We start from the raw sequence: 14,701 nt of genomic DNA on the forward strand, positions 1-14,701 counted from the left end.
GCCCCGGCCAGATCTCCCGCCCCAGCCTTTCGACCACCGCAGAGCATTCGGGGCAGATCAGCGCCTTTCCCGAACAATCGTAGCGCACCCGCCCCGGCAGCAGCGAATATTGCGTCTGCGTCAGTTCCAGGATGTCGGCGGCGATCACCAGATCCCCCGCCAACACCGCCCGGTTCAGCGAGCCCGAGGTCGAGCTGGAGACGATCCGCCGCACCCCGGCCTCGCGCAGCAGCCAGAACACCTTCTGATGCGCCCGGTGGTCGATCGCCTCCACCCCCCAGCCATGCGAAAACACGTAAAGCGCGCGGCGTGCGCGCCCGTCTACCGTCACCGCGCCGTCGAATTCCAGCAGCTTCCATTCCGGGCTGTCGCCGTAAGGCGTGGCGAAACTCAGATCGCGCGCGACAACCCGCACCCCCGGCGCGTCCAGATCCTCGGGGAAGGCAATGCCCCAGTTGGCGCTGCCGCCGATCAGCGCGAAATCGACCTGTGGGATCTCCATCTCAGCCCCCGTCCATCACATCGGCGATGGTGGAGACCCGGATCTGCGGCGCGCGCAAAGCCATCAGCGCCAGGGCCTGTTCGTGGATCTCTGGCGTCCCCGCCGCGCAGCCGTCCGACAGAAGCCGCACATGCGCGCCGCCGTCCATCGCCGCCATCACCGTGTTCAGCACGCAGCAATCGGTGGTCACGCCGCCCACCACGATCTCACCCGCGCCCGACAGGATCGCCCGCGCCTCGGGCGTCCATTTGCTGAACATATGCGTCGCAACCTCGCGCCCGCCGCGCCAGTCGGCATCCAGTTCCCAGATCGAGGGATCGGCGTCCAGCGCGAAGGGCCAGTCGCGGTAATAGGGCGCCCAGCTTCCCGCCGGATCCGCGGGCGGCACGAACCGCGAGAACAGCACCCGCTCGCCGAACCGCTCTGCCAGGGGCCGCAACCGGCGGTAAAGCCCGTCCATCCCCGGCGTGGCCCAGGGGCTGGACGGGTCCGAGAACACGGGTTGCAGGTCGATCAGAAACAGCCAGTCGTTGCGCATTCACACCCCCTGTTCCGCTGCCGCAGTTGAACCCGATCCCGGCTCTGCCGTCCACCGCCCCGAATGTGCCCCCGCCCCGCGGTGGATCAGATGAGGGGCATATCGCTTGTATCGGCGAGGCCTGCGCCCCCTGCTGGCATATTGCGCCCGATGGCAAAGATTTTCAAACCGGGCAAAAGATGGACCCGTGGCCTGCGATGGTCTAGCCTTCCGCCAAACGGCGGGGAGGAGACGATGCAGGATTTCGATCTGGTGATCCGGGGCGGCACCATCGTCACCGTCGCCGATACCTCGCGCGCCGATCTGGGCGTGAAAGACGGCAAGATCGCCGCCATCGGCACCGGCCTGGCAAAGGGCCGCGAAGAGATCGACGCCACCGGCCTTCTGGTCATGCCCGGCGGGATCGACAGCCATGTCCACCTGGCGCAACCCGCCTTCGGCGGCCCCGCCATGGCGGACGGGTTCGAATCCGGCACCCGCTCGGCCATTGCCGGCGGCAACACCACGGTGCTGCCCTTCGCGCTGCAATCGCGCGGCACCTCGCTGCGCAAGGCGGTCGAGGACTATCACAAGGAAGCCGACGGCCAGTCCTATTGCGACTACGGTTTCCACATGATCCTGACCGATCCGACTCCGGCGGTCCTCGGCCAGGAACTGCCCGCGCTGGTGGCGGGCGGCTACAGCTCGCTCAAGGTGTTCATGACCTATGACGACCTGGTGCTGAACGACCGCGAACTCCTGGAAGTGTTCGACGCCGCCGGGGAATGCGGCGCCCTCGTCATGGTGCATTGCGAGGGCTACGACGCCATCCGCTTCATGACCGAAAAGCTGGAGAAGGCCGGCAGACTCGCGCCCTATTTCCACGCGGTGTCCCGCCCGCAATCGGTCGAGCGAGAGGCCGCGCATCGCGCCATCAGCCATTCCGAACTGACCGGCGTGCCGATCATGATCGTCCATGTCTCGGGCGGCGAGGCGATGGAGCAGATCCGCTGGGCGCGCGCCCGCGGGCTGAAGATCATGGGCGAGACCTGCACCCAATATGTCTCGCTGACCGCCGAAGACCTGAAGGGTCTGAACATGGACGAAACCGGCGGCAAATACGTCTGCTCGCCGCCGCCGCGCGACCGCGAAAGCTGGGAGGCGATCTGGAACGGCATCCAGACCGGCGTGTTCCAGGTGTTCTCGTCGGATCATTGCCCGTTCTTTTTCGAGGGTGAACTCGGAAAGAAGAACCCGAAGGCGCGCACCTCGTTCCGCTGGGTGCCGAACGGCATTCCGGGGGTCGAGGTGCGGATGCCGATCCTGTGGTCAGAGGGCGTCGTCAAAGGCCGCATCACGCCGAATGAATTCGTCGCGCTGACATCGACCAATCACGCGCGGATCTACGGGCTGACGAACAAGGGCTCGCTCGCCCCCGGTTACGACGCCGATATCGTGCTGTGGGATCCCGAGCGCCGGGTGACGATCAGCCAGGACCTTATGCACCACGGCTCCGATTACACGCCCTGGGAGGGGTTCCAGGTCACCGGCTGGCCCGAGGCCACCCTCCTGCGCGGCGAGCTGGTGATGCGGGGCGGCGAGATTCTGGGGCGGAAGGACAAGGGCCGCTTCCTGCCGCGCGCGCTGTCGCCGATGGCGGGGCGGCACGGCGGCGCGGCGCTCGACTGATCACGCCCCGAACCGCGCCCAGGACCGGGCCAGAAGTTCCTCGTCGATGTTGCGGCCGATCAGGACGATCACGCCTTCCTCGGGGGTCGGGCCTTCACCCTCGGGCAGGATCTCGGGCGGTTGCACCACCCGGCGCACCGATTGCAGCAAGAGCCGCCCGGCCGGGCTGCGGACCACGCCTTTGACGCGCACCACATCCTCGCCGCGCGCCGACAGCAGCGCCGAGAGCCAGACCGACAGCGCGACCCAGCCCCCCTCGGCCCCGACCCGCAGCCGATGCGGCCGGATCGGCGCGGCCCCGGTCAGCGCGGGCAGATCGTAAGGCGCCCCCGGCGCAGGCAGCGCCACCGGCACCCCCTGCTCCGCCCCTTCGATCCCGGCCCCCGGGTTCAGCCGGTGCAGCGTCGCCACCAGCCGCGCGAGCTCTGCCGCGGGCAGTCCGGCGGGTTTGGTGACGATCAGCCGGTCGGCGGCCTCGGCCTGGGCGCGGGCCAAGGGCTCGGCCGCAAGCTGCGCCGCGCTGTGCAACGCATCGGCCAGCACCAGCACCTCAGTGACACGCAGACGCCGCGCCAGCACCTGATCCGCCGCCAAAGCCGCCGCGATGGCGCCGGGATCGGCAAGGCCGCTGGTCTCCAGCACCACCCCGTCGATCTGGCCCGCCTCGCGCCCGCTGGCGGCATCGCAAATGTCGCGAAGGGCCGCGATCAGCGCCGGCAGCCCCTCGCAACAGGCGCAGCCGCCCGCCAGCACCGTCAGCCGCGCGGCACCACCCAGGAGAAGATTGTCCACCGGCGTTCCGGCGGCCTCGTTCACCAGGATATGGTGGCGCGCGAAGCGCCCCTCATGCAGCTGATGGCGCAGCCAGGTGCTCTTCCCTGCGCCGAGAAACCCGCCGAGGATCACGAGGCCGAGCCGCCCCTCAGCCATCGAGCGCCCGCGCCGACAGGGGATCGACCGGCGCGCCCGCCATCCGCGCCGCCGCCGCCCAGAGCGCATCGAGATCCGGCACCAGTTCCCGCGCGCCGCCGGGGGCGAAAAGCTGCAAGCCGGGCGTCACCCCGTCGTCATGCGCGCTCAGCCCGTAAGCGGCCAGCAGCCGGTTGACCGCCGCCAGCCGGATCAGCCGCAGCCGCAACCTTTCGCCGGGGGTCGCGCCCCCGGCATCGGTCCAGTGGCCAGGGCGCGCGGGGAAGCCGCAGGCGGAGCACATCGGCCTAGATCACCTCGGGGCGCGCGGCCCCCTCGAACGGGTAGCGCTTGCGGAAATCGTCGGTGATCTGCTCGAAGGTCGCCCATTCGACGCCTTCATGGCCGTTGATATGTTCGATCAGCCGCTCCAGCATCAAAAGCACCTGCGGCCGCCCCGCCACATCGGGGTGGATGGTGAAGGCGAAGACCGCATAATCCATCTCGCGATAGACCCAGTCGAACTGGTCGCGCCACATCTCCTCGATATGCCGCGGGTTCACGAAACCATGGCTGTTGGGCGATTTCTTCATGAACATCATCGGCGGCAGGTCGTCGACATACCAGTTCGCCGCGATATCCACGAGGTCGATCTCTTTCCCGTGTTTCAGCGGGTGCATCCAGTCCTTAGCCTGCTTGGTATAGTCGATGACGTTCCATTCATCGCCCACCCGGGCATAGAACGGCTGGAAATCGCGGTAGCCCTGCGAATGGTCATAGCTGAAATCGTATTTCTTCAGCAGCGCGGCGGTCGAGGCCGACATCTCCCACCACGGCGCCACATAGCCGCGCGGCGGCCGCCCGGTCAGCCTGTCGATCAGTTCGATGGATTTGACCAGCACGTCCTCTTCCTGCTGCGGCGTCATCGCCACCGGGTTCTCGTGCAGATAGCCATGCGCGCCGACCTCATGCCCGGCATCGACGATCATCCTCATCTGATCGGGGAAGGTCTCCAGCGAATGGCCGGGGATGAAGAAGGTGGTTTGCAGGTCGTATTTTCTGAACAGCCGCAACAGGCGCGGCACGCCGACCTCGGTTGCGAAAATGCCGCGCTGGATGTCCGAGGGGCTGTCGCCGCCGCCATAGGATCCGATCCAGCCGGCGACCGAGTCGATATCGGTGCCGAAGGCGCAGTAGATCTTCTTGCTCATCTCGTCCTCCTTTGCTCCGGCCGCGCCGCTCAGTCCTCCAGCGGGGTTCCGACCGAATTGTTGCTGCCTTGCAGGAAATGGCTCATTCCGGGCTCCCAGGCGGCGTGAACCGTCTCGCCCACGCGGATCGGCCGGGCGAACCAGGCCTCGTCGCCCATGGTGATGATGAATTCCTCGCCGCTGCCGGTTTCCAGCGCGAGCTTGACGAAAGTGCCCTGGTATTCGGTGTTGATCACCCGGCCCGAGACGCCGTTGCGCGCCGGCTCATCGGGCACCACCCGGATCCGGTCGCGCCGCACCGAGAAGCGCACCTCCTGCCCCGGCTGCACCCCGGGCGCCTCGGGCAGATCCCAGGCCATGCCGCCGGGCGCCACCACCACCGCGCCCGTGCCCGCCACGCTCTCCACCTTGCCCGACAGCACGTTCTGCCCGCCCATGAACCGCGCGACATAGGGGCTGTGCGGGTGGTTGTAGATCTCGCGGGGGCTGGCGGCCTGTTCGATCAGCCCGTGATCCATCACCACCACCTGATCCGCGAGCGCAATCGCCTCGGGCTGGGTATGGGTGACATGGATGAAGGTGATCCCAAGCTCGTTTTGCAGCCGTTTCAGCTCCACCCGCATTCGCAGCCGCAGGAACTCATCCAGCGCCGAGAGGGGCTCGTCCAGAAGCAGCACCTTCGGATTGGTGATCAGCGCGCGGGCCAGCGCCACCCGCTGCTGCTGGCCCCCCGACAGCTCCGACGGCAGCCGCTCGGCCAGATGGCCAAGCTGCACCCGGTCGAGCATCTCGCGCGCCCGCATCCGGCGTTCCGCTGTCGCCACCCCCTTCACCCGCAACGAGAAAGCCACATTGTCGGTCAGCGACAGATGCGGGAACAGAGCATAGTTCTGGAACATCAGCGCCGTGCCGCGGCTGCCGGTCCGGGCATGGGTCACGTCCTCGCCGCCGATCAGGATGGTGCCCGCGCTCGGCGCCTCATGCCCGGCGATCATCCGCAAGAGCGTGGTCTTGCCGCAGCCCGAGGGGCCGATCATGCAGCAATAAGACCCGCCTTCGATCACCAGATCGACGTTGTTGACCGCCCTGACCGGCCCGTAAAGCTTGCTCACGCCCCTAATGTCGATACGGCTCTCGGACATGCGTTCAGGCTCCTCGCTTCGCGCGGGCACGGCGTTTCTGGATGATGGCGATGGCGACGAAAGCCGCGGCGATCACCGTGAAGCTGATCACCGAAGTCACCGTGCCGATCGCATAAAGCGCGGGGGTGGTGACGTTTGTGGTCATGTTGGAAATCTCGATCGGCAGGGTGTTCCGGCCCCCCACCGTCAAGAGGGACCGCGGCATCTCGTCGTAAGACAGCGTAAAGCCGAACAAAGCGACCGCGATCAGCCCCGGGAACAGGATCGGCACCGTCACCAGCCGCAGCACCTGCCAGGGGCTGGCGCCGGCGTCGCGCGCGGCTTCCTCCCAGGACCCGTCGAAACGGTTCAGCACCGCGAACATGATCAAGAGGCCAAAGGGCAGCGTCCAGCTCAGATGCGCGCCGAGGCCCGAGAGCCACCATTGCAGCCGGAAGCCCATAAGCTGGAACAGCTGGCTGATCCCGAGGCCCAGCAGGATCCCCGGCACGACGAGACTGGTGATCGCCAGATAGAACAGCGGCCCCGCCCCCCAGAACCGGCGCCGGAACGCCAGCCCGGCGAACAGGCAGACCGCCGCGGTGATCAGAAGCGACATCGCCCCCAGCATCAGCGAGCGCCGGAACGCGCCGCCAAGGTCGCCGTAGCGGGTCGAGGACCACAGATCGCCGAACCAATGCGTCGAGACGCCGCGCAAGGGGAAGGTCAGCCCACCGGTCGGACCCTGAAAGCTGAGGATGAAGATCACCAGCATCGGCCCGTAAAGAAAGATCACGAACAGGGCGAAAAATGCCGCCAGCAGCCAGAACCCCGCGCCGCGCCTTCCCGTGCTCTGCGTCATCGCCGCCCCCTATCTCGCCAGTTCCGAGCGGATATCGACGATGCGCAGGATGGCCGAGACCATCATCAGCACCACCACGATCAGCAAAACCGCCATGGCCGAGGCCTCGGGGTAGAAAAGCTGGTCGATCTGGTTCTTCATCGCCGAGACGACCGAGGCGCTCTGCCCGCCGCTCATCACCCGCACCACGAAGAAATCGCCCATCACCAGGGTGACCACGAAGATCGAGCCGAGCGCGATCCCGGTGCGCGACAAGGGCACGATCACCGTCCACAGGATCTGCCAGCCGCTGGCCCCGGCGTCGCGCGCGGCCTCGATCAGGCTGGGGTTGATCTTGGCCATCGAGTTGAAGACCGGCACGATCATGAACAGCGTGAACAGGTGGATATAGGTCAGCACCACCGCGAAATCGGAATACAGCAGGATATCCAGCGGCCGGTCGATCAGCCCCGCCGCCATCAGCGCCTGGTTGAACACCCCCTCGCGCCCCAGGAACGGGATCCAGCTCACCATGCGGATCACGTTCGAGGTCCAGAACGGGATCGTGCACAGAAGAAACAGCCCGATCTGCCATTTCAGGTTCCGCACATGGAACACGAGGAAATAGGAACAGGTGAAGCCGATCAGCACCGTCGCCACCAGCGTGATCGCCGCATATTTCAGCGTCGCCAGAAACAGCGTCAGCGTGACCGGCGAGGTCAGGACCAGCCGGTAATTGTCCCAGGTGAACTCGGGGTAGATCGCGATCCCGTCTGATTGCCAGAAGCTCAAAAGCACCACGGTGACGATGGGAATCCCCACCATCGCCAGCATGATCAGCGCGAGCGGCGCCACCTGGAGATAAGGCGTCAGCACCGGGGTGCGGCCGGAAGAGCGCGACATGAAGAACCCCCTCTGAACAGGTGCCGGCGGGGGCCTCCCCGCCGGCGCCAGGGATCAGGCCGAGATGAACTCGTTCCAGCGCTGCACCATGTAGCGCTCTTCGTCCATCACCGTGTTCCAGCAGGCGACATTGCCCATCCGCGTCTCGAACGAGCCGCCGTCGCGCACCGCGCCCGCCTTGTCCATCACCGCGCCGTAGGGGTCGAGGATATCCTCGGTCGCGGCCTGGCCCTCATACCAGTAGCCCCATTCGTTCGCGGTCAGTTGCTGCTGCGCGGTCGAGGGCACCGAGGAATAATACCCCTGCCGCGCGATGAAGGCACCCTGCCAGCCCGAGAGATACCAGTTCAGATATTCATAGGCGGCATCCAGTTTGATCCCCTCCAGATGGCCCATCAGCCCCATCCCGAGGCCCCAGCCCCGGTAGCCCTCTTTCAGGCCCTGATAGACGCATTCGGTGCCGCGCGCCTTCACCGCGGTAACGGCGGGCGACCACATCGACTGGATCACCACCTCGCCCCCGGCCATCAGGTTCACCGATTCGTCGAAAGTGGACCAGAAGGCGCGGAACTGCCCGGCCTTCTTCAGTTCGATCAGCCGGTTGATCGTATGGTCGATCTCTTCGCGGCTCATGTTGCCCTTGTCGCCATAGGTCAGCTCGCCCATGGATTCCAGGGCCATCGCCGCATCCATGATGCCGATCTGCGGGATGTTCACCAGCGCCGTGCGGCCGCGGAACTCCTCGTTGAACAGTTCCGCCCAGGTCTCGATCGGGCGGCCGATCAGATCGGGGCGGATCCCCACGGTGTCGGCATTGTAGATCGTGGGCATGGTGGTGGCGTGGTCGGTGGCCCCGGCGGCGAATTCCGTATCCCCCGGCCCGCCGGTATACATCACCTCGAACGGCATCGTGCCCTGGCGCGACAGATCGCTGCCGTCGAAGTTCTTCCCTTCGCGCATCAGCGGCGTCATCTCGCCCCATTTCGCGATCTTCGCGATTTCCACCGGCTGCAACTGTCCCGAGCGCCAGACCTTCTGCATCGCCCAGAATTCCAGATCGGCGATGTCGATGGTTTCGGGCTGGTTCACCACCTTGGCCATCAGCTGCGTGCTGTCCGCCGTCTGCGGCACGATGCGAAATCCCAGATCGGCGCTGGCCTGTTCGCAGATATCGGCGATCACCGAATAGGACGGGCCGACCTGGTTCAGCTCCACATCCTTTATGTTCTGCGCCCAGATCATCGGCGCGCCCAGCATCCCCGAACCCGCCGCCGCGCCCGCGGTCGCCGCCGAAGCCTTCAGAAAGCCGCGGCGGTTCAGACCGCCGGTCTTCTTCCCTGTCGTGGTCATCTTCCTACTCCCTGTTTTTATGCGGGCCGACGTGCCGGGCCGCGGCCCGGTGGGGGCTTTCCCGATCTTGCGGAAGCCAGGGTCGTCCTGGCAAGCACGCTAACAAAGTGTTCTCAGGATGCAATGAACATTTTATCTCTGGAAAGATCGTTTTGCACAAAGCATAATCACTGTTCCGGCCAATGTTTCAGCCCTTGCCCCGGGCTTTCGTATTCAACAGACCGCTTCATGACCGCTGCCCCGGCCTATATCTACGCCTCGATTCGCGACCTTCTGGCGGCCAGGATCGGCTCGCAGGAGATCGCGCCCGGCACCGTGCTGAAAGAGGCGCGCATCTCGGGCCAGCTTGGCGTGTCGCGCGCGCCGGTGCGCCGGGCGCTGGCGCTGCTGGCCGATCAGGGGCTGATCCGCGCCGCCGAGGGCCAGGGCTATATCGTCGGCACGGCCGAGGCCCCGGTCCACCTGACCACCCGCCGCCTGCACGAGATCCTGACCGCGCGGCCCGACGGCATCGACCGCTCGGCCGCATGGGAGCGCATCTTCGAGCGCGTCCGCGACGAGGTGACCGCCTGCATGCCCTTCGGGTCCTGGCGCATCCAGGAGGCGGAACTGGGCGACCATTACCACGTCAGCCGCACCGTCGCGCGCGAGGTGCTCTGGCGGCTGATGGACCGCCGCCTGATCGGCAAGGACAGCAAGTCGCACTGGATCGTCGGCCAGATGACCGCCCGCGACCTGCGCGAGACGCTGGAACTGCGCCGCCTGCTGGAGCCGCAGGCGCTGGCCCATGTCGCCGGGGCGCTGGACCGCGGCTGGCTGAACCGGCTCTCGGCCCGCATTGATGCCGCCGCCGCAGACTTTCCCGGCTGCGGGCCCGATGAGGTGGACGGGATCGAATCCGCCCTGTTCGGCACGCTTTACGAGGGGCTGCGCAATGCGCGGATGCTGGCCTCGATCCGGCGCAACCAGATCTCGCTGGTGGTGCAGAAGATGTTCCGCCACCATTTCCCGATGATCGACGACCTGCCCTCGCTGCAAGACTACGGCCAGATCCTGCACCATCTGCGCGCGGGCACCGGCGAGGTCGCGCGGGTGCTTCTGACCAGCCATCTGGCGCGGATCGAGCCGCTGATCCTTGCCCGGCTGCGGGTGCTCTCGCTTCTGCCGCCGCCGCGCCGGATGCCCTGGCTGACCCCGGTGGACTGATGGCAGAGCCCTCGCCCCCCCTCCGCGTGATCGGCACCTCGGCCACCCTCACCGCCGGGCTGCGCCGCCGTGCCCAAACTGAGCTGCCCTTCCCGATCAGCTTCGAGGTGCTCGACGGCGTGGCCTGCCAGCGCCGCGGCGTCATGGCGCCCGAGAGTTTCGATGTCTACGATCAGTGGTTCCACTCGCTCGACCTTCTCTGGACCGCCGTCTCGATCCGCCCGATCGACACCGCCCGCATCCGCCGCTGGCCGCAGGTCCGCATCGCAGGTGCCGGTTCGCATCTCGGGCGCGGCTACGGCACCCGGCCGGGCGATGTGCTTTTCGTCCGGCCCGACCGCACCCTCGGCCCCGCCCCGTCGCCGGATCAGCCCGCGCAGATCGCCATGCTGCCCACCACCTACAATATGGACAGTTTCGCCTTCACCCCCGAGGTCGCCCGCCTGCGCCGCAAGGACGAGGCCCAAAGCTGGGCCTGGCTGCTCGACGACCGCTGGCATGGCCGCTGCGCGATGGCCCAGGACCCCGCCGCCAGCGTGGTGGAACTGGCGCTTGCCGCGCGCTCGGCCGGGCTGATGCAGATCGAAGACCCGGGCGATCTGTCCATCGAAGAGATCGACGCGCTTTTCGCCCATCTGATGCGGCTGAAACGCTCGGGCCATTTCGGGCGGTTCTGGGCGAGTTCCGAGGATTCGGTCCGCGTCATGGCGGGCGCGGGCTGCGCGCTCGGCTCACTCTGGTCGCCGGCCTGGTATACATTGCGCGGGATGGGCCATGACCTGACCTATGCCACCCCGGCCGAGGGTTATCGCGGCTGGCATTCCGGCATGAGCATCTCGGCCGCCGCCGAGGACGAGGCGCTGGACATGGCCTATGCCTATCTGAACTGGTGGCTCGACGGCACGCCGGGTGCGATCATGGCCCGCCAGGGCTATTACATGTCGGTGGTCGAGCCTTTGCGCGACACGCTTTCCCCCGCCGAATGGGCCTGGTGGTATGGCGGCGAGCCGGCCACCGAGGATCTGCCCGGCCTCGATCTGCCGGTGGTGGTGCGCAAAGGCGAGCGGCGCGAGGGCGGCAGCTATCTGGAGCGGGAATCCCGCGTCACCGCCTGGTCGACCATCATGCCCGAACACAATTACCTGGCGCGGCGCTGGCGCGAGTTCATCGAGGGCTGAGCTTGCCCCCCGCCCCGATCCGGGGCAGAACCCCGCCATGGACAGCCTGTTCTTCATCGCCTCGAAACTGGCTTGGGGCCTGCTTCAGCCCGGCAGCTGGCTGGTGGGCGCCTCGGCGCTGGCGCTTCTCGGCCTGATCCTGAACCGCCGCCGCCTCGCGCTGATCGCCGGATCGCTCGGCCTTGCGCTGACGCTTGGCTTCGCTGCGCTGCCGGTGGGCGACCGGCTGATCCACAGCCTGGAATCGCGCTGGCCGCTGCCGGTGGACCCCGCCAGCGTCACCGGCATCATCGTGCTCGGCGGCGCCGAAGAGACCGTCTTCGTGCCGCCCGGCGCCCAGATCCGCCTCAACGAGGGTGCCGAGCGCTTCACCGAGGGCCTTCGCCTCGCGCTGCGCTACCCCGAGGCGAAGCTGGTGTTCACCGGCGGCTATGCCAGTCTGACCAGCCGCCACGGCAACCAGGGCGAGCCGGTGGCGCTGCGCTTTTACCGCGATCTCGGCATCGACCCCGCGCGCCTCGTGCTGGAAACCGCCTCGCGCAACACCGCCGAGAACGCGCGCCTGACGCTTGATCTGGTGCAGCCCGCCCCGGGCGAGACCTGGCTTCTGGTGACCAGCGCCTTCCACATGCAGCGCGCCCTGCTCAGCTTCGAGGCCGCGGGCTGGACCGGCCTCATCCCCTGGCCGGTCGATTACCGCGCCGATCCCTCGCGCCTCGTGATCTGGGATTTCCCGCGCAACCTGCGCCTGACCAGCGTGGCCTTGCGCGAATATATCGGCCTGATCGCCTATTCCGTCTTCACCCCCTGAGGCACCGCCTGCCCCGGGAAATGCGTGTATTTCCCCGGCGCCACCCCGTATTTGCGCCGGAAGCTCTTGGCGAAATGCGAGGCCGAGACATAGCCGCAGGCCACCGCCACCTCCATCACGCTCATATTGGTTTCCGACAGCAGCATCCGGCCATGCGCCAGCCGCAGCCCGTTCAGATATTGCACCGGAGTCATTCCCAGCCAGCGCCGGAACAGCCGCTGCACCTGGCGCGGCGTCACCCCCACATGATCGGCGCAATCGTCCAGCCGGAAATCCTCGGCCAGGTGGCTCTCCAGCCAGGCCACCGCCTTGACCACATGCTCGTTGCGGGTGCCAAGCCGCGCCGCCAGCGACGGCATCTGATCGTCGCTGGGCAGCCGCAGATGCGTCAGCAGGCACATGTTCATCACCGCCTGGGCCAGTTCCGGCCCGTAATGGTCCGAGATCAGCTTGAGCCCCAGTTCCGCCGCCGCCACCCCGCCCGCGCAGGTGATCACCCGGTTGTCGATGCAATAGACCCGCCGCACCGGCTCCAGCTCGGGCCAGAGTTCGCGAAAGCCGGGGATGTTTTCCCAATGCAGGGTGAACTGGCGGTCCTTCAGGATCCCGGCCCGCGCCAGCGCATAGGCGCCGGTGCACAGGCTGCCCACCGTGCGCCCGCGCCGCCACTGCACCCGCACCCAGTCGGCCAGCCGCCGGCTGCTGTTCATCTCGGGCTCGACCCCGCCGCAGATCAGCACGAAGCCCGAGGGCGCCTCGGAGGGCAGCGCCCCGTCCACCATCATCCGCATCCCGTTCGAGGCCGTCACCGGCTCGCCGTCGCCCGAGAACACCGACCATTCGAACAGCGTCTTGCCCGAAAGCTGGTTCGCCACCCGCAGGGGCTCCATCGCCGAGGTGAAGGCCAGCATGGTGAACTGTGGCATCAGCACGAAAGAGACCGAGACCGGATCGCCCTTATGCGCCACATCCAGATGCGCCACGCCGCGCGCGACGAATTTCCGCTCCATCCCCCACCCCCTCACAATCCCTCGGTCCCGTCGAATGCGCCGGGCGAGACTTCCTCCCAGAAAGCGGCAATCGCTTCGGCGTTCAAGGCCGACATCCATCCGTGCCGCTCGAAATCGTCATGCCGCGGCCCCGACAGCCGCGCAAGGAACATCCGCCGGTCGGCGTCGCGCTGCGTCGGCGTGCGGGCCGCGGCCAGGGCCTGGATCCGCTCCAGCCTCTGCGCGCGCGGCGACAACGGCGCCTTAGGGTCTCGCGGCGAAACCCCCGGCTCCGATTCCCCGCCCTCCTCCGCCACGTAATCCAGCTTATGGCGCAGATGCGGCTCGCCGTGCTCTGCAATCCACTGCCGCGCCAGCCGGTCGGAAACCCCAAGCGCCCGCAGCCTTGCATAGACCTCGGTATTGCGGTGCCCCTCGCCATCGTCCGGATCCAGGATCGAAAGCTGCGGATTTTCCGCGATGCGGAAGCGGATTTCCGTCACCACCCGGCCCATCTTGCGCAGTTCCGGCGTGACGACGATGTTCGAGGTCTTGTTCACCCCGGCCACCGCCGGTTTGATGATCCGCGCGTTCAGATGTTTGAACTCGTCGTAATAGGGGCTGTCGGCCACCCCCATCAGCCGCCGGAACAGATCCGGCGTCCACCAGCCGGTCGAGCCCCTGCGCACGAAACGATAGCAATTCTCATAAAGCGCCAGCGCATGGCCAGAGGTAAACCGCCGCTGGATGTTCAGATTGATCAGCGCAAAGACCCTGGGGTCGTGCAACTTCTCGGCCAGCGCGGGCGAATAGGCATATTCGCAGACGCCCCCCTTCAGCCGCGCATAAGCCAGCAGCGCCGAGACCCCCCATTCCTTCTGGCCCCCGGCATCTGGCATGTCCCATTCCGCGACCGCCTCAGCCAGCCCGCGCAGAGACGCTTTCAGCGTCTCCATATCGTTGGAATTATAGCCAATCATCAGGCAGAGCGTGCGCGCGTCGATCTGGTGGCGCGGCTGCGAGGTCAGCGTGTCATAGGCGTTCAGCAGCAGCACGTTCGACAGCTTGCGCTGCAAGAGCGTCAGCTTGCCCGAGACATGGATCGCCGCGACAGGTTTCTTCACCGCGCCCCGCCGCAGGGGGGCGGTCAGCCGCTCGCGCGGGATATCCCCGATCTGACTGTCCATACACGCGCGCCCCGTCCCGAATCCGGGCATGCGGATCATCCGGCAAAAGGTATCCGATTGCAATAAGACTGCGGGAACCTTTGGCGCTCCTGTAAACGGCAACCTTTGCGCCCGGGAGTGGAAGCATGGGTTTTGCTAAGACATTGAGTAATATTAATTATTTCGACGTAAAAGAATTTCAAAAAGAAGAAAGATCCCGAAACAGCGCCGTTCTTCCTGAATATTCAGGGAATCAGAGGACCTTCGCGATTCACAACTGTTCCACCATGTGCCATAGTTCGCCGCAT

At 66.7% G+C, this 14,701-nt stretch carries 15 protein-coding genes; 4 read left to right on the top strand and 11 right to left on the bottom strand.

Translation table 11 applies throughout. The annotated features are described in order from the left end of the window. Nucleotides 1-502 (bottom strand): phosphorylase family protein (locus tag XINFAN_RS01725; RefSeq protein WP_199286340.1); only part of this gene is annotated, 502 nt, incomplete at its 3' end. A 1-nt stretch (nucleotide 503) separates the two neighbouring features. Further along, nucleotides 504-1,040: a cysteine hydrolase family protein gene (locus XINFAN_RS01730; protein ID WP_124084769.1), complete on the bottom strand. Its 537-nt coding sequence runs from the start codon at nucleotides 1,038-1,040 to the stop codon at nucleotides 504-506. Between the two features lie 234 nt (nucleotides 1,041-1,274). Here XINFAN_RS01730 and hydA point away from each other — a divergent pair, with 234 nt between their 5' ends. After that, nucleotides 1,275-2,708: a dihydropyrimidinase gene (hydA, locus tag XINFAN_RS01735; protein WP_124084770.1), complete on the top strand. Its 1,434-nt coding sequence runs from the start codon at nucleotides 1,275-1,277 to the stop codon at nucleotides 2,706-2,708. Here the strand turns inward: hydA and XINFAN_RS01740 are convergent, their stop codons facing one another. Genes XINFAN_RS01740 through XINFAN_RS01770 form a run of 7 tightly spaced genes read right to left on the bottom strand, consistent with a single transcriptional unit; the run spans nucleotide 2,709 to nucleotide 9,043 of the window. Next, nucleotides 2,709-3,638, bottom strand: coding sequence for a CobW family GTP-binding protein (locus tag XINFAN_RS01740; RefSeq protein ID WP_124084771.1), 930 nt, complete (start codon nucleotides 3,636-3,638; stop codon nucleotides 2,709-2,711). Beyond that, nucleotides 3,631-3,921 (bottom strand): hypothetical protein, encoded by a 291-nt coding sequence (locus tag XINFAN_RS01745; RefSeq protein WP_124084772.1) that lies wholly within the window; start codon nucleotides 3,919-3,921, stop codon nucleotides 3,631-3,633. The genes XINFAN_RS01740 and XINFAN_RS01745 overlap by 8 nt, the downstream gene beginning before the upstream one ends. 4 nt (nucleotides 3,922-3,925) lie before the next feature. Then, complete coding sequence (locus tag XINFAN_RS01750) at nucleotides 3,926-4,828, bottom strand: polysaccharide deacetylase family protein (RefSeq protein WP_124084773.1); 903 nt, start codon at nucleotides 4,826-4,828, stop codon at nucleotides 3,926-3,928. A gap of 29 nt (nucleotides 4,829-4,857) precedes the next feature. Further along, a complete protein-coding gene (locus XINFAN_RS01755; RefSeq protein ID WP_124084774.1) occupies nucleotides 4,858-5,970 on the bottom strand; it encodes an ABC transporter ATP-binding protein in 1,113 nt (370 codons plus the stop codon). Between the two features lie 4 nt (nucleotides 5,971-5,974). Further along, the gene (locus XINFAN_RS01760; protein WP_124084775.1) at nucleotides 5,975-6,811 is read right to left on the bottom strand and encodes an ABC transporter permease; all 837 of its coding nucleotides are present in this window, start codon (nucleotides 6,809-6,811) and stop codon (nucleotides 5,975-5,977) included. A 9-nt stretch (nucleotides 6,812-6,820) separates the two neighbouring features. Next, on the bottom strand, nucleotides 6,821-7,693 hold the full coding sequence (locus XINFAN_RS01765; protein ID WP_124084776.1) for an ABC transporter permease: 873 nt from the start codon (nucleotides 7,691-7,693) through the stop codon (nucleotides 6,821-6,823). A 54-nt stretch (nucleotides 7,694-7,747) separates the two neighbouring features. Further along, the gene (locus XINFAN_RS01770; protein WP_124084777.1) at nucleotides 7,748-9,043 is read right to left on the bottom strand and encodes an ABC transporter substrate-binding protein; all 1,296 of its coding nucleotides are present in this window, start codon (nucleotides 9,041-9,043) and stop codon (nucleotides 7,748-7,750) included. A 228-nt stretch (nucleotides 9,044-9,271) separates the two neighbouring features. Here XINFAN_RS01770 and XINFAN_RS01775 point away from each other — a divergent pair, with 228 nt between their 5' ends. From XINFAN_RS01775 to XINFAN_RS01785, 3 genes are read left to right on the top strand one after another with little or no spacing between them, the layout of a single operon-like run. Beyond that, nucleotides 9,272-10,249 (top strand): GntR family transcriptional regulator, encoded by a 978-nt coding sequence (locus XINFAN_RS01775; protein WP_160144514.1) that lies wholly within the window; start codon nucleotides 9,272-9,274, stop codon nucleotides 10,247-10,249. Continuing rightward, nucleotides 10,249-11,427 carry an ABC transporter substrate-binding protein gene (locus XINFAN_RS01780; protein ID WP_124084779.1) on the top strand — a complete coding sequence of 393 codons (1,179 nt, stop codon included), beginning with the start codon at nucleotides 10,249-10,251 and terminating at the stop codon, nucleotides 11,425-11,427. Before XINFAN_RS01775 ends, XINFAN_RS01780 begins: the two co-directional genes overlap by 1 nt. Nucleotides 11,428-11,464: 37 nt before the next feature. Next, entirely contained in the window at nucleotides 11,465-12,238 is a 774-nt protein-coding gene (locus tag XINFAN_RS01785) for a YdcF family protein (protein ID WP_160144515.1), read from the top strand. Here the strand turns inward: XINFAN_RS01785 and XINFAN_RS01790 are convergent. Next, nucleotides 12,217-13,248, bottom strand: a complete 1,032-nt coding sequence (locus tag XINFAN_RS01790; protein WP_124084781.1) for a GlxA family transcriptional regulator — start codon at nucleotides 13,246-13,248, stop codon at nucleotides 12,217-12,219. The two genes, XINFAN_RS01785 and XINFAN_RS01790, sit on opposite strands and share 22 nt — an antisense overlap. A gap of 11 nt (nucleotides 13,249-13,259) precedes the next feature. Next, entirely contained in the window at nucleotides 13,260-14,414 is a 1,155-nt protein-coding gene (locus tag XINFAN_RS01795; protein WP_124084782.1) for a replication initiation protein, read from the bottom strand. Between the last annotated feature and the right edge of the window lie 287 nt (nucleotides 14,415-14,701).

The sequence above is a fragment of the Pseudogemmobacter humi genome (assembly GCF_900609055.1).
Classification (GTDB): Bacteria; Pseudomonadota; Alphaproteobacteria; order Rhodobacterales; family Rhodobacteraceae; genus Pseudogemmobacter; species Pseudogemmobacter humi.